This window comes from Candidatus Harpocratesius sp. (assembly GCF_054039255.1).
This window is the reverse complement of record NZ_JBPLBG010000031.1, coordinates 60728-79646: the sequence shown is the minus strand read 5'-3', so window position 1 is coordinate 79646 and position 18919 is coordinate 60728. Positions and strand designations below refer to the sequence as shown.

The 18919-nt window shown below is 32.2% G+C and carries 12 protein-coding genes and 1 pseudogene; 4 read left to right on the top strand and 9 right to left on the bottom strand.

Annotation, left to right across the window (positions count from 1 at the left end; genetic code table 11):
• Window positions 1–51: 51 nt before the first annotated feature.
• Complete coding sequence (locus tag ACXLDF_RS06415; RefSeq protein WP_457557673.1) at window positions 52–528, bottom strand: hypothetical protein; 477 nt, start codon at window positions 526–528, stop codon at window positions 52–54.
• Between the two features lie 356 nt (window positions 529–884).
• On the opposite strand from ACXLDF_RS06415, the gene ACXLDF_RS06410 reads away from it, so the two are divergent.
• The 3 genes from ACXLDF_RS06410 to ACXLDF_RS06400 all read left to right on the top strand — a co-directional run bounded on the left by ACXLDF_RS06410 (window position 885) and on the right by ACXLDF_RS06400 (window position 3709).
• A complete protein-coding gene (locus ACXLDF_RS06410) occupies window positions 885–1859 on the top strand; it encodes a leucine-rich repeat domain-containing protein (protein ID WP_457557672.1) in 975 nt (324 codons plus the stop codon).
• 28 nt (window positions 1860–1887) lie between these two features.
• The gene (locus ACXLDF_RS06405; RefSeq protein WP_457557671.1) at window positions 1888–2814 is read left to right on the top strand and encodes an rRNA adenine N-6-methyltransferase family protein; all 927 of its coding nucleotides are present in this window, start codon (window positions 1888–1890) and stop codon (window positions 2812–2814) included.
• Between the two features lie 67 nt (window positions 2815–2881).
• Window positions 2882–3709 (top strand): alpha/beta hydrolase, encoded by an 828-nt coding sequence (locus ACXLDF_RS06400; protein ID WP_457557670.1) that lies wholly within the window; start codon window positions 2882–2884, stop codon window positions 3707–3709.
• Between the two features lie 45 nt (window positions 3710–3754).
• On the opposite strand, the gene feoB is transcribed toward ACXLDF_RS06400, so the two are convergent.
• The 5 genes from feoB to ACXLDF_RS06375 all read right to left on the bottom strand — a co-directional run bounded on the left by feoB (window position 3755) and on the right by ACXLDF_RS06375 (window position 9474).
• A complete protein-coding gene (gene feoB / locus ACXLDF_RS06395; protein ID WP_457557669.1) occupies window positions 3755–5866 on the bottom strand; it encodes a ferrous iron transport protein B in 2112 nt (703 codons plus the stop codon).
• A 189-nt stretch (window positions 5867–6055) separates the two neighbouring features.
• Window positions 6056–6340 carry a FeoA family protein gene (locus ACXLDF_RS06390; RefSeq protein ID WP_457557668.1) on the bottom strand — a complete coding sequence of 95 codons (285 nt, stop codon included), beginning with the start codon at window positions 6338–6340 and terminating at the stop codon, window positions 6056–6058.
• 243 nt (window positions 6341–6583) lie between these two features.
• Window positions 6584–7171, bottom strand: a complete 588-nt coding sequence (locus tag ACXLDF_RS06385) for a hypothetical protein (protein ID WP_457557667.1) — start codon at window positions 7169–7171, stop codon at window positions 6584–6586.
• A 96-nt stretch (window positions 7172–7267) separates the two neighbouring features.
• Window positions 7268–8020: a DUF4130 domain-containing protein gene (locus ACXLDF_RS06380; protein WP_457557666.1), complete on the bottom strand. Its 753-nt coding sequence runs from the start codon at window positions 8018–8020 to the stop codon at window positions 7268–7270.
• Between the two features lie 56 nt (window positions 8021–8076).
• Window positions 8077–9474: a putative DNA modification/repair radical SAM protein gene (locus tag ACXLDF_RS06375; protein WP_457557665.1), complete on the bottom strand. Its 1398-nt coding sequence runs from the start codon at window positions 9472–9474 to the stop codon at window positions 8077–8079.
• A gap of 301 nt (window positions 9475–9775) precedes the next feature.
• Here ACXLDF_RS06375 and ACXLDF_RS06370 point away from each other — a divergent pair, with 301 nt between their 5' ends.
• On the top strand, window positions 9776–10063 hold the full coding sequence (locus ACXLDF_RS06370; protein WP_457557664.1) for a hypothetical protein: 288 nt from the start codon (window positions 9776–9778) through the stop codon (window positions 10061–10063).
• Window positions 10064–10272: 209 nt separating this feature from the next.
• On the opposite strand, the pseudogene ACXLDF_RS06365 reads toward ACXLDF_RS06370, so the two are convergent.
• From ACXLDF_RS06365 to ACXLDF_RS06355, 3 genes and pseudogenes are all read right to left on the bottom strand, one after another.
• Window positions 10273–10434 (bottom strand): annotated as a pseudogene (locus ACXLDF_RS06365) (50S ribosomal protein L37e); the annotation flags it as partial.
• Between the two features lie 27 nt (window positions 10435–10461).
• Window positions 10462–10707, bottom strand: a complete 246-nt coding sequence (locus ACXLDF_RS06360; protein ID WP_457557663.1) for an LSM domain-containing protein — start codon at window positions 10705–10707, stop codon at window positions 10462–10464.
• Between the two features lie 212 nt (window positions 10708–10919).
• On the bottom strand, window positions 10920–18917 hold the full coding sequence (locus ACXLDF_RS06355; RefSeq protein WP_457557662.1) for a hypothetical protein: 7998 nt from the start codon (window positions 18915–18917) through the stop codon (window positions 10920–10922).
• Window positions 18918–18919: the final 2 nt, after the last annotated feature.

Sequence of the window (18919 nt, the reverse complement as noted above, 5' to 3'; positions counted from 1 at the left end):
ATATATGCTGAAGTTATATCAAAATTTAATTTAATTTCAAAGATTTTAATTCTAATTAAATAAGTCTCTGCGGTAGTTGAATGGTCGAGTTTTCAATGGGCAAGAATCTTCACTAGAGCAACAAACTGGAATATACGACCATACTTGGAAATTGTTAAGAGGTACTAAAATATATTGTAAAGATTGAGTTAGTGGACATTGGCGCGCCAACTCACGCACAGGACCATCACACAACATTTCTTTATGTGATTCTTTATTTGAAAAAATACAAAGGCCATCAGTTGGGCGAAATCCAAATAAAAATTGCTCATGGGGGATAACTAATGAGAGTTTATCTTCACTAACCACTTTTCTTTCATACAATACTTCGACATGGGCGGAATCGAATGAGAACATCATAGCTTTATACATTTCGTTATTCCGATCTTCATCTGAAATGGTCCTAACTTCTACAAAATCCTGCTCTATCGCCTCATCAATCATTTGTTCAAGGCTTTGCGGGATTATTTCATTCCCATTCAGATTCATATTTAAATTTAACTCCATTTCCACTGTCAGTCAGCCCACGGAATTCTCGATCTTCTCAATGATATTCAAATCATTCGATCCAATATGAACAAAAAGGACAAACAAGATTTAAAGGTTATTTTTCAATATTTTTTGTCGAAATTTTGTAAAATATCTAACTTTTTTTTTGATCACTGATTTAATTTCATTAGAAAATTCGAAAATTTACTAAAAATATTACTTCTCACACTGTTATTTAAAAACGAACACTTTACCTATTTAAATGTTTTTCATTTAACTTCGAAATAATTTAGGTATAGATTCGTAGTTTAATAAGATCATAACAAAGAATTCCATCATTGCATAAGTAATAATAATTGGCAAGACTAAATGTAAATGAAATTATGGATGACATACCTTCAATGAAAAGTGATTTTAGAGATTTAATTGATTCTGAAAAAGAAGCTTTGGTACGAATTATATCAGAAATTGGAACTCCTATTCCCCGGGTAGATCGATTTAGTTTTCATCATTTTGGAGTAAAAATTGTCAATAATCAGATTGTTGCTTTGGAATTACAGCATCAATCTTTAAAATTATTCCCGAAAGATATAATGTCTTTTTCACAGTTAACTCATTTGGATATTTCAAATAATTATATTCAAGTAATTCCTGAAGATATCTCACAACTTCATCATCTTGAATTCTTGAATCTTGCAAAAAATCGCTTTATTGAATTTCCTGCTTGTATTTTAGAATTATCAAACCTCAAAACTTTGAAAATAGGTGGAAATTCATGGAAAAATATTCCCAATCTTATTCAAAATTTACCTAAACTTCACAGTATTGCTTTAAACAATCTTCAATTAGACCAGATTCCTGCATGGATTTTTGAAAAAAAATCACTATCTGAGTTAATACTATTTAATAATTACATTCAAAACCTTCCAGAAGAGCTCGGAAATCTGAAAAATCTCGAGCACCTTACTTTGGGTAATAATAAACTCGATATATTACCTGATTCTATCGGCGAGCTTTCTAAATTGGTTGAATTCTCTTGTTTTAAAAATAGTCTATCAGAATTACCTTCAAGTTTTACTCAATTGGCTCTACTGGAAGAATGTAATTTAATTTCTAATCGATTAGAATCTTTACCGGATCAAATGGGTAATCTTCACTCTTTAAAATTTTTAACTCTCGCCAATAATCAACTTAAATTTTTACCCATTTCATTAAAAGCCTTAAATCAATTAAGAACCCTCTGGATACAAAATAATCCATTAGAGTTAACTCATGATTGGATAGAATGGTTCGAAAATTTGAAATCAGCAGGTTGCAATATTAAATTATAACAGTGATTATAACAGTGAGCTATTAATCATGCCAATATATTCATCCCGATCTTTGAAAAAACTCTTTCAGAAACTGAATTTTATCCCAGAAAAAAAGTTAGGACAAATTTTCATCACAAATTATCAAGTATGTAAAAGAGCGGTTGATGCACTTAATTTATTCCCAAACCAAGATCGAGTACTCGAAGTTGGTCCCGGATTTGGTGCATTTTCTGATCTTCTTTTAAAAAAATCAAGAACTATTTTCTTAATCGATCGAGATCCAAAGTGTATTTCATACTTATATTCACATTTTTCAAGTCTCTCTCATACAACCCCTGATATTTCTATTTTTAAGCATGATTTGCGAAATATCTCCTTTTTAGGCTCAATTCCAGAAAAAGCAAAAGTTAATTTAATTCAAGGTGATTTTCTTTCAATTCCTTTCCCTAATGTCAATAAGCTGATTTCAAATGTGCCCTTTGGTATATCCGTCCCATTTATTTTGCGATGCCTAAGAGAAAAACCTTTAGATCTTTATGTATTAATCGTCCAACGTGAATTTCAGCAACATTTGTGTGCTCAACCTGGAGAATCGCATTATACTTTAGTTTCTGTGTTGTCAAATTTATATTTTAATATTGAAATTATAGAAGAAATACCCAAATCTGCTTATTATCCATTACCTGATGTTCCTACAGTTCTTCTTCGACTTTCTCCTAAAGAATATTTCAATCCAGAATCGAAATATTACATTAATCGCACTTTGTTTATTGAATTTCTAAATACACTTTTCTCTGTCAAAAAAAAATTGCTCCGTTCTATTGTAAAATTAAATCTTATCAAAAACCCTTCATTTTCTTCTAATTTTCCATATTTTACTAATGTATCTCTTCAAAGTCAATATTCAGATGTGCCTATTTATCAAATTCCTCCAAGAGAATTATTCACTCTTATGGAAAAATCAATGAAATAGCCCATTCTTCTTTTGAGAAAAGAAAGAAAACACTTTTTAGTTCATTTGCCTAAAAAATAAGCAACTTATGGATCTTGTAAATAATAAATGGAAAAATGGTTTTTCTGCTTTTAAACCAGATTCTATCCCTCCTGATTCTGTTTTACTTCCATATTCAAAACCGCTTTTATTTCCTGAATCATTTCGAAATACTTTAGTAATATGTCTTCATGGTTGGAGAGCTAGTCCTTATGAAGCAATTCCAATTGCTAAAACTGTTCATAGCAAAGGGTTTGCAGCTTCTGTTCCATTATTACCAGGACATGGTATAAAGGATTTAAATCTCGCAAAAAAAATATTTTCTGAAGTAAAATATACCGATTGGATAAGGGCAGTTAAATATGAAATAGAAATGGCTCGTAAATCTTATGATCACGTTTTTATTTATGGGCAATCAATGGGGGGCGCTCTTGCTATGTTAATGGCCGAAGAACAGTTGGTTGAAGCTTGCGCTGTTACTGCACCAGCCATTAGGCTTGTTTGGCAGAGTAGGCTTTTTATTCGACTACTGGGTGGATTTAATATATTTGATAAAGACGAAGAAGAAACTTCTTTTTTCAATGAGGGATATTCTTTCCGTAGTATAAGATCTGCTCGAGAATTAAGACGTTTGGGTGATTTAGTGAGAAAAAACTTATCTCAAATTAAATGTCCTCTATTAGAGTGCCATTCTGAATTGGATGATACTATTCTTCCATCAGTTGCTTATCTCATCGAAAAAAATGTATCTGGACCCATACAGATTCGTTGGTTTAACCGGTCTGGTCATACAATGCCGTTGGATGTAGAAAAGGATGCGATAATGAGCACAATTCAATCTTTCTTTGTTGAAGTAAACGAAAAATTGGTGAAATAGAAAAATCAAAAGATAATTATATAATGTGATGAAAAATAATGATATTTAGAACAGTATGCCAATTATTGTTCCAATTCCATGCATAATCCCTCCGAATATAAGAGCAATTCCTAATTCTAAAAACATCACTTGCAGAGCAAATTTCCATCCTGTTTCTTTTTTAATAGTAATTATTGTGGCAAGACAAGGGATATATAGCATGGTTACCAATGTAAATGTCAACATTTGAAGTGGATTCATAAATTGGACCATTGTCAATCCTTGTGATGCCACAAACATTTCGAGAAGAACCAAATTCAATTCTTTTCGTAAAACTCCATAAAATAAGTAAACTCCGACTTCAACAGGAAGTCCAAGGATGATAACCGAAATTGGATATAGAACTGTGTTTATTGGTGCAGTAAGATTAAATTCCATAAGTATTTGAAGAATTATCCCCAAAATAACAATTAAAGGTAGCGCCATTACCACGAATTCTTTACTGCGTGCCCAAGTTTGCTTTAAGATAACTTGAAAATTTGGAGTTCTAAATTCATGTAATTCAATTATCAATTCTGAATCCATTGAATGTGATTTATCCAATCGTGTAAGAATTCGACCTATAAGTATAATTACGCCAAAATTAATAATATATAAAACTACTGCCCAAAGAAATCCTAAATACTTGGCAACAAGTCCTAAAACAATGGTTGTTACTGCTGAACATGGAATCATAGAAGAAACTAAGATTGCCCGCTTTTTTTCACGCTCAGTTTCCATGATCATTGCGGCAGATACGGCAGGTACATTACATCCAAATCCAATTAGAATTGGGATAATTGTTTTTCCATGCACTCCAATATGGTGCATAAATCGGTCCATCAGATATGCTGCACGGGGAAGATATCCAGTATCTTGCAAAATTTCAATAATCAAGAAAAAGGGAATAACATATGGTAATACACCGCCAATTCCTGCAAATAAACCGCCCATTATTCCAATCCAAATGATTTTATACCACCATGATGAAGGATCCATCCAATTTTCTGCTTTCGGGGTCCAGATCTCGTAAAGTGTATCCATTAAACCACTTATCCAATCACCAAATCGGAAAACCAAAAAGTATATCCCCAACATTAAACCAAAGAAAATGATATAACCACTTACATTTCCTAATGTTAAATGATCAAAAATATGGCTCCATTTAGTTTTTCGCGAACGTTTTTCAATTATTAAAACATTTTCAACGATTTGAGATGAAATGTTATAAAATTCTGCATTAATTATTGTAGAAATTTGTTCTCCATGAATTTCTTCCAAATTTTGTCGTAATTCTCCAACTAAATATATTAAACGATCTATTTTATTTTTTGAATTAGGATTCAATTCGCGTAGATATCGAATGGATTCATCATCATTTTCGAGTAATTTTAATGCTAAAAATTTAGGCGGGTAATTTCCTTTATTGAGATCGGAGGGAATTCTTTGAATAATCTTGATTAATTGCTCCTCAATTTCTTTTCCAAGTTTAATATCATATTTATTACTCTTTCTGATAAATAAATCTTCAATTTTATTAACTCGATTTTGTTTTTTTTGAATATTTTCCTGATTTTTTATACTTTTATCTCTACTTTCTTCTTTTTCATTATTTTTTCTTTTTTGTTCTTCAATTTCAATAATTTTTTCTAAGATCTCATGAACTCCTCTATTGTGGACTGCTACTGCAGGAATGGTGGGATGTTTTAATATTTCTTCAAGTTTGGAATAATTTATTTTATAACCGCGTTCTTCTAGCAAATCTATTTGATTTAGCGATATTATCATGGGGACATTTAACATCGAAAGCTGGAGAGTAAAAAATAAATTTCGCTCTAAATGAGTGGAATCGATTACATTGATTAAGTAATCAGGTTTTTCATTAAGAATATAATCTCTACTTACAATTTCTTCCAAAGAATATGTCGAAAGAGAGTAAATTCCAGGAAGATCAATAATTTTAAAAATATAATTATGAAATCTTGCTGTTCCTTCCGCTTTAGCAACTGTCTTTCCGGGCCAATTTCCAATTACTTGACTTAATCCTGTTAATGAGTTGAAAATTACACTTTTTCCGACATTTGGTTGTCCTGCTAAAGCAATTTTTATTGTTTTAATTTCTTGTTTTTCAGTTTTCATTAATTATCCCTTAATATTATCTATTTGAGTAAAAAATCAATAAATTAATCCTAAATACCTCTTAAATAGACTTCATACATTTCTCCCAATCTGGAAAGGAGACAAATTACTTTGAACTGCGAATGATAAATGATTTTAGCAAAGAACAAAATCGTTCTTTTTACGAATTCTCGTGAAATTTGAGAATTTTTATTTAACTTCTGGTTTTTCAATTTCAACCATGATTTTTCGAGCTAAACCTTGTCCAATTGCTAAGCGCGTATTCCGAACTTCTATTTGAACTGGACCACGAAAAGGAGCTTGACTTAACTTTTTAATTTTAATTCCAGGGGTGATTCCTAAACCTGTCAAACGCCTTGTTGCTTTAGTTCCAGCATTGATGAATTTAACAACACACCAAGTTTGAAGCGAAACATCTGCCAAAGAGATAGTTGAATCTTTTGATTTGTGTGAATTCAAGTTTGATTGTATCATGTGAGATCACAAAGAGACTTTGTTAGGTATGTCTAAATTCTCTATATATACTTAATGAAATATGGGTTAAAAATTTTTGTTCTCACAATATGGAAAACTTTTTCGATTTGTAAAAAACGATTTATTGGAAATGCCTTTCTTTGCCTAATTTTAGGTTGTAAGGGATTTTAACAGAGAGTAAATCGAGTTATGAATAATTATTCATAAATAACATAATTCAGAAAAAATTAATCAAAATATATTTTAATTTGATGCATTCGTTTCGCTAAAAGAGAGAAAATCTTGCTGATAATCTTCTTGTTGTTTTAATTCCATATCTGATTGGGGTTGTTTCCGCAAACTTCGATAGAAATAATATCCAATTACCTGCACGCAAGCGATAAAAAACCCATAAATACAAATTGCATAAGCTTGACTTGAACTAAGCATCCCAAAAAAAAGATTTCCAGATTGGAAGGGCCATAATGGTATCATCTCAGGATATATTGTAGCATCCAAAAAAACGTGAATCCATGCCATCAACAAAGCAATTGCAACTTTTCCGATTAAAGAACTGTGCTGCTCTAAATCAATCTTCTTAAGTAGTGGATTCCACCATATTTGTGTAACTTGCATCAATAACCCAACTAATATTCCCAATAATGTTGCCATAAAAAAATTATGAAGAATTCCGTGAAATGGTGCATTTAAATGAAATAAATAAACATAGGTTGCTCTTGCATCAATGATTACCGACGCTAATAATGCTGAAGGCAAGTCAATTCTATTTTTTTTCCAATCTAAAAAACTGAATGGAAGAGCGTGTCCAAAATGAAAGGGAGTAAATGGCATTCTATTTTATCATAAACAACTCTCTTATAAAAGCTTCTCTTAAATATATAATAAAAACACTAAAATATGGAATTACAAATAACCACAAGACTTTTTTTAAATATGAGAATGAGTAGAGTGAGAAGTGACAGATTTTTTCAAAAAAGCATCCAAGCTAGTATTTTGAAATTTTGTTTCAATCTTTCCTCGTAATCCTGGATGATTTTTGATCTTCTTTGGAATCATTTTCTGAAAATATTCTCTATTTTCTCTTTTTTTTATAAATTGTGATGAGTAAAATTCGTTAAATAGCGTTTCTGCCTGTGGTATCTTTAATTTTTCCCCCTCATCAAAATAATCTAAATTCCACGCAATTTCTTCTCTGGAATGTGAAAATTTTTCTACAATAACTTCCAGTTTCTCCGAAAATGACAGAATTTCTGCCGATTCGAGAATAACCCAAGTGCGTTTTTTTAATTCATTAAAGAGACAAATAATAAAATCTGGAAAACGGATATGAAAGTACTCTAAAATTAGATCTTCCACATGATGTTTACATTGAATTGTACCAAAAAGAATTCCACTTGGTGAAAGTTGTGTTCGAGTAAATTGGCGTTGTCTATCCATTTCTTTGAATATTTCTCGAATCATCGAATTTATCTGCTTAGCGAAAGGTGAACTTGAAGATTGTAAAATGGATTCAGGTATTTCTCTAATTTTTTTTTCTAGATAAGATGAATAATTAACATGACGCTGAAGATGGTTTAGAATCTCTTTTTTCCTATAACCTTGATAAGCAGATCTTGTTTTCGTGCATTCGTTTGTATTTAATCTATTTAAATAATTCTTTTTATTTATTTTGGTGCTCATTGCTTTATCCTCTTCAATTGGAAAAAAAACTTATTCGCACATAGAATTAAATTAATCTACACCGAGAGTACTGGGTGATAATCAGTTATTCTTCGTTGGATTTGTCCATTTATCTTTAAAAAGGGTTCTGCCCGCTTAAGAACCACTCCCATTGCTTTTAATTGAGCGCGTGTATTAATGGTTTGATGGTGCGCTCTCATCTGCATAATGCGATTGGCAGATTGTAATCCAATACCTGGAACTTTTAATAATTCATCCTTTGGAGCGGTATTAGGATCCACCTTGGTCTTCTCTCCGAAATATTTTAGAGCTAAATGAATTTTAGGATCACCCAATGGCAGGTTGTTTTCGTCGGTGAGAATCTCCTTTATATCGCGTATACGAAAATCATAAAGACGAAGAAGCCAGTCTGTTTGATATAATCGATGTTCTCTGTCTAAGGGAGTTGGTCTTAATCGTTCAAGAGGTGTGCCGTTTATTGGATAAAATGCTGAAAAATAACCCCGACGAAGATTAATCTCACGATATTCCCAATCCAAACGCTTTAGCACATCCCAATCTGATTCTTCACTGGCACCTAAAACAAATTGGGTAGTTTGACCTGTATTAAGAATGGGGGCGTTATCCCATCTAATTTTGTTATAACCTGTTGCTTTTCGCTCAAATCCAAGTTCATCTATCCAACCTTTATTTGAATTCGAAGTAGGATTTTTATTGAATGAATTTTGTCTAAATGATTCCTCTATTGGATTATAAATTGCTGAAGGAAGTTTAATTCTTTGATCTTCTTGTAAATCGCGGATTTCTTTCATAACTTCTTCATTATGTTTATATCTGATACTTCTAATCCATTTTTGGCGTTGGATGATATCACTATTAAAATTCTTTTGATTAGCGATCGCATTCAAGTGTTCTTTAGTTGGTGCTTCTACATTAATTGAAATCCTATCAACCAATTTTACAGCTTCCTTTAAAAGATAATAACTCGTTCCAGGAAGACATTTAAAATGAATATAGCCTTGAAATCCATATTTAAAACGCAAAAGTTTTACTGTTTCTAGCATTTTCTTGGTTGTTTCATCCGCATCACCATAAACTCCAGAACTTAAAAAGAGACCTTCCAATACATTCATTGTATATAATTTAATAAATACTTTCGCATATTCTTCAGGAGTAAATTCCATTCGCTGTTTACAAACGTTATTGAAGCAATACTGACAGTTATATATGCATTTATTTGTAAAAAGAACTTTAAATAGAGAAACACACCTGCCATCCGGAGTGTATGAATGACAAATCCCTGAAGAAATGGTAGAACCAAATGTGTTTTTTGAAGATTTAATGTTAGAAAACAAATTCGGGGCAATTTCACTGCGATTTCCTGCAGTACTGGCACATACATCCCATTTTCCATTTTCACCTAATACACGAATTTTTTCCAATATTGTTGGCATTATCTTTAAATCCTCAAGCTATTTTCTCGATGACTTCAAATTCTTAAGATAGATTAAGATATTTCTCTAATTTCTAACAATAAATATGTCCATTTCTGCATTCTATCATATAAAAGTGGACACCCCTTTCATTTCATTAATTTCATTAATTGGAATAGTGCGAATAAGTTTTCAGGAAAGATGTTCCATAGATATGATCTGCATATTGACTCCATAATAACTGTGTTCAAAGGGTTTGATCTATGAAAAATAAACTAAGGAATGAAAATGTGTCTTTTCATTCTATGGAGTGTGTGAAATCATGGGAACAACATCAGTGGATCAAAGATCCTCAAAGCCAGTCTACATTCGCAAATTAGATCTGCAAGATCAACGAGATCTTAAGCAAATTAGCGATAATTTGGCAAAAAATCGAATTCTCTTTGTACAAACAAAAAAATTCTTTGAGCATCATCAAAACGATCTAATTACTCTTAAAAATACAATGAATCAATTAAAACAGATATGTTTACATCACGGAGGATCTATTGGTCGAGTCGGAGATGATATTTTAGTGTTAACTCCAAATCCAAATATAAAATTATATTAATATTTTATACTGTAGATGTGAGAAATAATATTTAAGATTTTGAAACAAATTTTCTTACTATTTTTATATAGAAATCCTGGAATTCTTAAAGATTTAAAAATCGTGAAAAAAAATTATAATTAATGCTTTTTAGTATGTTTTCCTTTGACTTTTCTTAAAAACATTTCTTTACGTCCATTTCGGGCTTTCTGTCCATTGGCTGCTCTAATTTTAACATTCCAATTATAAGTTCGCAATCGTGATGTCTTTCCAAAACCACAGCTCGCACAATATCCTAATCTTTTATGATAACTGTGACTTCCACATCGACGACACATTTTATGAGTTGAAGCCTTATTATGTTTTCCAAATGATGGTGTTCCTTTTCCCATAAGTTGTCACCGTGAATATTTTGATTTTTAGGTAGTTGATAAGTTGATAATTGAGTCGCCCCGCAAAAGCAGGTTGGCATAGGTTTCTTTTTCGATCAATTCGCCCGTTTCTTCATTTTTTTGATATTCGGTAGCATTACTTAGCAGGATATTGGAATATTGATCCACTGATTCGAGAGTACCGGTGAGAAATGTTTGATATAATCGAATTCGAATCTTTACTAGTTTGCCATACAAGGTTTTAAAATGTAAATGAAGAGATGGGTTTCTCATGTGATCTTCAACTAAGCATTACAAAGTGAGATTTAATTTATTTTTTTTGGTTTGAATGCACCCAACTGAAAAATCATAACTTTTTTGAATGATGGAAGCACTTTGTAAGAAAAAATCGATAACAAGCCAACAAATTTATTTAAATCATGGAATTTTTTAATCTTAGAATCTGAAAACTCCCAAATTAAAAAAAGTAAAAAAAAACAATTGAATTATTCATGAATTTTCCGTAATCTATGCGAAAATACGTAAATTCCAACAATCAAAAGTGGTAATGCAAACATAACAACCGCAATTTGTCCTGGTTTAATTCCTACAATTTTTTCTGGAATTCCTCCACCTTGACCTGAAATTGGAGGTTCTGTAGGTCTGTGTGAAATGAAAAATAAGCTATCATTTTCTCTGTAAGCCATTCCAAATTGTTCACCTCTTTCATCAAAAACACCAAATGCAAAATCAGAAATAGGCTCATCTGATTGGTAATGCCATAGTAACCGACTTGTTTGACCATCAATTACGTTCCAATAATTATAGTTAATAAAGGATAAATCTTTATAACCATCATTATTATGGTCTGCAATCATGATTTCAGTATTTTTTTCTCTGAGTATTAAGGGTGCATTAAAAATCCATGCATAATCATCTGTAGATGTTGCAGAATCTTCAAAGGCAACTACACCAATTTGATCTACATAAACAACCAATTCTTCTCTGGAGTCATTTAAGTAAATATCGCCCATTTTCATTTGAACTGCATTTCCTGTCCCAAAACCTAAGGATAATATTGAACTCCCGCTGTTAATATCCCACACTACAACTGTATCGATTGAATTTGATGTTACCACTTCAGTTAAGCCATCACCGTTGATATCACCGCTAATAAAGTCATAAACATAAGGTGCATAATATATATGATGAGCTCGTTTTCCATCGTTTCCATTAAATACATCAATATATGAAAAATAACCGGCGATTGCCACATCAAAAGTAACTAAACTGGAGGAGTGAATTGAAAGTATTTTACTTCCAACAGTTGAGAAATCTGTTTCACTTCGATAAAGAAATTTCCCAAGCGAATCATACCATTCTATGGTTCCATTATCAACTCCTTCAGATTTTTCATATAGTATCGCTAATTCTTCTCCATCATAAGCATTATTGAAATCTGCAATTAAAACATCCTTAGGTACATAATTTTCTTCAGGCTTAATTTCAAATAACATCGTATTATCTTCAATACTATAGACTTCAATCAGATTATTTGCATAAACAACAACAATTTCTTTATATTCTGTGTGATTATTTATATCACCAAAACGAACAAAGAATATGTCATCGCTGAAATTCTTTTCCCAAATAATATTTCGAGATAAATAATCCCATACTACTAAATGTTTTCCATCTTCAAGCCAAATTGCTTCGTCTACTCCATCTGGCTTGATGTCTGCGCTCCAAACTTCTATGTTATTTGAATTTAGTTTTACTGAATAATCTAATGCACGTTCAATGAATGCTGGCGTTTGTTCAGTCAGATTTAATATATATGAATCGAATTGATGAATCAATCCTACATTATCCCAAGCTGTTGGAAATGACTTGTTTGTATTAATTTTGGATAAACATTCGAGTCCATCATATTGATCTCCTGTGAAATTGAACCAAATCATATTTCCGCTTAAACCATCTACAGCAATGACAAATCCGTCTTCTGTAACTAAAGCAATATCAAGTAAACCATCATCTTGGAAATGACCAATATCAATATCTTTTACTTTTCCTGAAGATGGACTGTAATGCCATTTGGTTTGTCGTGCAACAATGTCTTCCATGAAGATTCCATTATCTACTGTTTCAATAAGCACCTCTAAATCATCATCATTATCGAAATTAGCTAAGAACATGTTATTTTGAATTTCACCATAATAAGTAGAGTTGTAAATTATTGTGTCATCAAATGGATCAACAATTCGCAAGCAATCATCACCAATAATCAGTTCTTCCAGATTATCATCATCAATATCTAAATGTAATATAGGAACGGACCAATATGAAGGATTATTTGAAATTATATTTTGGGCACTTTCATACAAGATAGATCCATTGAGTGGATTAATTACTCTGAGAATTCCTTGAGAGTTTCCATATGCCAAAGATAAATTAGTTGTTGACATGAAATATCCTAATTCAGCGGAATAAACAGAACCTGATCCACCATCATTTAAATCATATTCTGCAGTGAAGTTTCCTTGATAATCTAAAATTGTAAGCCATCCTGCATTATCACAGTATAGAACCTCAGGCATTCCTAAATTGTCAATATTTCCTACTCTAATAACTTCGATATCTCCACCTCCACTACCACCTGAATTGGATCGATTCCATAATTGGATTCCTGTTTTTATATCCACTACATAGATATATCCATTTTCTTTTGCAAATAAAATCTCAGGTGTCGAATCATTTGTAATATCTGCTAATATGAGTGATTTTGAATATCCTGAACCATATAATTCACTCCAAACTTCATCACCTGTCTCATCAATCAATTTCAAGCGTCCACTTAGATAATCAATAACTATCATTTCATCATTTCCATCATGATCATAGTCATATGATACCATATTCTGAGCTTTTGCATAGATTCCAATATCTTTCGACCATAATTCTTTAGACTGGATCATTCTAATCTTTTCTGAAGTCGGATTCGGATATTCCATTAAATATACATTACCTCGTTTTGTTGAGATTCCAATTTCTTCCCACCCATTACCATTTGTATCATAAATTGTAATTCCCGTAAACTCATTTTTGAAAGGATTAGAAAGCCAAACTTGCGAATATTCCATAAAACCTGTTCCATCTGTCGAAGAATCCAATTCATATACAGCAACTTGTGAATCCCAACCAACAGCTATTTCCCTCCTTCCATCATTATCTGTGTCACCAACAGCTAAATCGACAACTCCTTCTAAATCATTCATTATCCAATCGGATTGAAGATTTGTTCCGTAATATGGAATACACAATGGATAATCTCCTTTTATTATAGTATATGTTCCAACTATTTCTGCAGCTGAAAATGCATAAGCATAACCAAATCCTTCTCCATCAATACCTACAATTGTTGGTGATTGAACAATTGGTGCAGTTAAAGAAACACGACCTAAATTTGGATTATCAAATTCCCACACGATTTGATTTGGATTCACAGATTCAATCATATGCAATTCATCACTGATATCACTAACTGTCTTCTGTTTATGCCAAGAAAATCCTTTATTTGTTGAACCTACCATTCCAAGCCGCTTATCAAATTCAACACCTTCAGATTCATAAATTATTGCAACACTTCCTTCTGGATTACGAAGATAATCAATATCTGGATAAAGCTCATTCACATTCGATGTTGTTGCTTGATGAAGGGTCGCTTTAGAATAATTAAAATTGTTATCTAAAGTCATAGTCCATATATCAAAATCTGGTTTGGATATCCAATCATTAATCGCAGAAAATGCCAAAATAAATTCGCCGCTTTCTAGTTTTGTAATCGCACAAGAATGAATGCTTAATCCTGTATAGTCTGGATAATTCATCCAACTTAAAATTGCTCCTGAAGATAAATCTTTTGGACGTAATGAATATGCTAATCTATTGTCTTTAATATAGAGAACTCCAATTGTATTATCATCATATTCGAAGATTTTTGGCATTTGACGATCAATTCCAACACCAATAGAAGACATTGCAAAAGGATTTCCCCAACCGACTCCAAATTGATATTTTGCTGCCCATAATTGTCCATTTCCCGAACTATCAACAGCTACCCACGCTGCATACAATTCATCATCATTAAATATAGAAATTGAAGGTTGGATTTCTGAGTCTAAATTATTCATATAACTCGGATCAGAAATCATGAGGCCACCTTTAAACCAAAAATTTGAAGACTTAAAATAAATTTTCCACCATATTCTACTTTTAATTGAAGTCATCCAATAATCATCTGGTCCTTGCTGATACAAACTAGTACCATTTGAATATACCTGGAACATGTAATCTGCGTATTGTCCCTTTCCATTCGCCAAATCCATCCTTCCACGATCCACCAATACTGTATAAGGATAATCTACACCTGGATACAGCATATTTTTGGGTTCAATAATAGGATAATTTGGATTGCTTGTGACATATTCTGTTTTCATGTAATCAGAATCGGTTCCTGGAATCCATTCCCATACATCAAAGCCTTGTGAATGACCTATGATTATTTCCTGTGATGAATCATAATCTTGATCATCAAGAGTAAGTGTTGTAATAGGATTCCATTGAACAACTTCTTGGGGAGCTTCCCAGACAGAATAAAATGTTCCACCTTGACATTCGTAAATATAAACAAAGCCATCTTGATGGTTGTATCGTTTATCCAGAATGCCTCCTATGATCAATTCTTTATATCCATCTTCATCAGTGTCACCAGTTGTGATTGCATTTATTACAGCATATTTGAAATCAGTTCCTCCATTGGGGTTCCCGATCAAAGCATAGCGTCCTTCAATATTATTATTTGTAACAAAATATCCATCTTCAAGACAGTGAACATAATTATCTTGTTCTATATTTAAAACAAATAAGAACGGTCCCGCTGCTACAATTAATTCTGACTTTCCATTGTAATCTAAGTCATTTCCATAAGATATTGCTGTAATTGTTTCACTTTCAAGTTGTTCCCAAGCAAATGCACCGTTGAATGATGATTGGCGTAAATCTATTGTATTGATATAATTCAACTGATCTCCACCAAATAAATCTGCATCCTCAAATATATGGATCTGTAAATCTGTAGCAACTAATACTTCTTTTAATCCGTCTCCATCTAAATCAACATCTGCTAATAAATACTCTGCATGATCCCATATCCGTCTCGTAAATTCTCCGGATATACCTTCTAATTCTTCATAAAGATAAGGGCTTTCTGTAGAATTCTCTTCATGCAATAGGTCTGGGGATTGATACATTCTTTTATAAGTATTATTCAACAAGTTCTCAAAAGCATACATATTGTTATCATAATCACCAACAATAAGTTCTCCTTTACCATCACCATCCAAATCTGCTGAAGCAATGCTCAAACTCCAATCTTTCAAATCAAAATCATTATTCCATGATTCTCTTACATGGAATCCAAGATTTGCAATTCCTTCGTCTTCTAATCCAATCAAACTGAAATCCATTCGAGAAACTAATGGATATGTTGCAACCAAATAAGAATCAATCGCATTGTATTCAGGTTCCGTCCATTGAAATTTTCCGGTTAAATTATTATAAAAGATTAAATGCACATCAGATTTTGGCTCAATTCCATATAAATTATAGGAATAATCTGGGAAATATCCTTCACCGATTGGAACTATTCTGGCATCTGTTAAATTCATAAGCTTGATATTAGTCTCGGGATTATAATTTGTCAAAATCGTTTTATCTTGATACCATTCTGGAATTTCATTGTCTCCATTATTAATAAAAATAGTGGCACCATAAGAATTGGCATAATTAAGAATCAAGTCTTCTACACCATCTTTATTAATATCATAGACATCAGGTTGACCCCAACCGTAAGAATTCATTTCTTGGTTGATCTGGTCAAAATATCCAGGCACTAGTGTAAAATTGAGTGTTCCTGTTTCTTCCATTTCAGATTTAGCTAAGTATATCTGTCCTATTGATAAAATCATATCTTGATCTCCATCTCCATCATAATCATAGAATGTCATTTTTGGAGTTGTTCGAGTATTACTAACCAATGTCGTCAATTCACCAGTTGTGTCGCAAGAAATCAAATTAAAAGTATTTTCAGGGAGAAAATCTACTTCAGATTGAATTCTATAGGAAAATACAATATTCCCTGAAGGATCATTATTAAATGTTCCTACAGGATCAATATTCGGATTAAATACACCGACAGCTAAAGCAGGTGTTAATAATCCTCCAAACTTAAATGGTGCTATGGAAGAGTATAACCAATCATTACTTCTAATATATTCATTTAAAACTTCTAAATGTAAAACTTGATCGGTATCATTAGCACCAAGATTATTCCGTACATCTATCCTTGCATTACGGGTTCCTAAAATAATTCCCTTTTTACCATCATTCACACCATATGGATCCCAATTAACAATTGACCAGGTGTTATAATCTCCAGGTATGGGTAATATTGGATATGGTGATTCAACTGGAGTAGTTTTAAATATAGGAATATCAGTCTGTGAATTAATATGAACAAGATCCCATATACCAGTTTTCATTGTATATCTATCATCTTCACCAGAATCCCATAAGATCTTATATTGATTTGTTCCTGTATCATAGCCTACAACAATGTATTTTCCATAAACTGTTCCAATTATTATTTTATCCAATTCTGTTTCATCATTTAAAAATTTCATTCCATTTGTTCGCATTGGTCCAATTTCTACACTTAATGCATCCGTAAGCAAATTGTAAACATTTGTTAATTCTAAAGAATTGATAATGAAAGATCCGTTATTGAAAACAGAAATTTTTGCATATCGGAACCAATCCCACTCTCGACTATGTAATTCCGAATCTACATCAATCAACAAACGATTACTTATCATTGAAAAATGAGTTGGATCAATTTGAATGAAATCTCCTCCATTTTGGGATATTGAAAAGTTAAAATAGTTCGCAATATCAGTAGGTACACTGGATTGAAATTGAATAATTATATCCGCAGCACTATTTGCACTTCCAGTTCCTTCTTCATCTAACCCAAAATCAACTATTGCTGTTGCATTATCAATATCAGCCGAAGAAGCGTCAAATGTTGTATAATTACCATCTGGTGGACCTGCTAACCCTGTATTATATGGATAAGCATCCGCATCAGGAAGGAAAATTCCTAATCCTCCATTCCAAACATAATTAATTGGTTCATCTACAATTAAGCTTGCATTAACTGGGTCGTGATATGTAACGTTATTTGCTGATATAACTCGATCGACATAATAATCTAAACCCCAGTATCCAAAAGTCTCCCATTCTTTGTAATCTTTACCGATTTTTTGATATATATAGGTTTGACGAGCATTATCCCAATCTAACAAGAATAATCCTTGACCTTGTGCAATGATTGCTAGTTCTGGCCCGGGATCTCCATCTAATTCACCAATATCCATAGAAATAATTGGAGTCCAAGTGTAATTTTCGCTAGTCCACCGTAATGCATAATGATTATCACTGATCAAAGGGAAGGGTTGTCCATTTAAATAAGTGACTAAACCATCATTTTCAAAAACATAAATTTTTCCAGAACGAGTTCCAACGACTATTTCAGGCAATCCATTATAGTTTGTATCTCCTGTTTCAAGAGAATAGATTTTTTCATCCATTGGATAAGCAAACACTTGATCATATGTTATCCAATGCTCTTCGCTGAATGGATAGTTTGAATGATTAGAATATTCATACAAAAATAATCCATCCCATGTTCCTGCCACTATATCAGGTCGATAATCGCGATCTACATCATCAACTTTCAAAGCAAAGACTCTAAAGTGAGATTCAGAGACCCATACAAGTTCAAACATATTTTCTGTATTTGTATATGGATCGTAAATGTGATTTTGTTCAAAAACATAAATATGTCCATCAGAACTGCCTACAATTACTTCAAGAAAATCGTTTAAATCTGTATCTCCAAAATCAACACACATTATATCTGATTGAATGATGTCGCTGCCAGCGTCCCATACTTTATCGAATTTTCCTGTTTCGACATTTTGACGGTAAATATGGATTTCATTGTCATACAAATAACCTCCACCTACTGCCAAAAATCCTGTTGATTCATCATAAGCAATGGCATGTACTGCAGCTTGAGATTTCCAAGGTTCAAAAATTGTATTATAGTCATTTTTACGATCTGTCAAAACATCTCCTATATCTACATCAGATGGAAAAACGGGATTTTCACTGCTGAGTAAATTAGTTACTGCAGGCTTAATTGAATCGGGTAAATCATCGAATCCATTAGTAACTGTATATTCTGAAAAATCATCATTACTCGTTTGTTGTAAGGCTGATTTGTCTGAAAAATTAACCCAAATAAATGGTAAACTAATAAACATATTTACCATTAAAAATGTAATAATTACAATTGATTTTTCCTGCTTATCAAAACTTTTCATTT

What these genes read in the sequence shown, in the direction of transcription:
- ACXLDF_RS06400 (WP_457557670.1), top strand. Translation starts at nt 2,882, where the DNA reads ATGGATCTTGTAAATAATAAATGGAAAAATGGTTTTTCTGCTTTTAAA.
- ACXLDF_RS06385 (WP_457557667.1), bottom strand. Translation starts at nt 7,171, where the DNA reads ATGCCATTTACTCCCTTTCATTTTGGACACGCTCTTCCATTCAGTTTT.
- feoB (WP_457557669.1), bottom strand. Translation starts at nt 5,866, where the DNA reads ATGAAAACTGAAAAACAAGAAATTAAAACAATAAAAATTGCTTTAGCA.
- ACXLDF_RS06380 (WP_457557666.1), bottom strand. Translation starts at nt 8,020, where the DNA reads ATGAGCACCAAAATAAATAAAAAGAATTATTTAAATAGATTAAATACA.
- ACXLDF_RS06405 (WP_457557671.1), top strand. Translation starts at nt 1,888, where the DNA reads ATGCCAATATATTCATCCCGATCTTTGAAAAAACTCTTTCAGAAACTG.
- ACXLDF_RS06415 (WP_457557673.1), bottom strand. Translation starts at nt 528, where the DNA reads ATGAATCTGAATGGGAATGAAATAATCCCGCAAAGCCTTGAACAAATG.
- ACXLDF_RS06360 (WP_457557663.1), bottom strand. Translation starts at nt 10,707, where the DNA reads ATGAGAAACCCATCTCTTCATTTACATTTTAAAACCTTGTATGGCAAA.
- ACXLDF_RS06355 (WP_457557662.1), bottom strand. Translation starts at nt 18,917, where the DNA reads ATGAAAAGTTTTGATAAGCAGGAAAAATCAATTGTAATTATTACATTT.
- ACXLDF_RS06390 (WP_457557668.1), bottom strand. Translation starts at nt 6,340, where the DNA reads ATGATACAATCAAACTTGAATTCACACAAATCAAAAGATTCAACTATC.
- ACXLDF_RS06375 (WP_457557665.1), bottom strand. Translation starts at nt 9,474, where the DNA reads ATGCCAACAATATTGGAAAAAATTCGTGTATTAGGTGAAAATGGAAAA.
- ACXLDF_RS06370 (WP_457557664.1), top strand. Translation starts at nt 9,776, where the DNA reads ATGGGAACAACATCAGTGGATCAAAGATCCTCAAAGCCAGTCTACATT.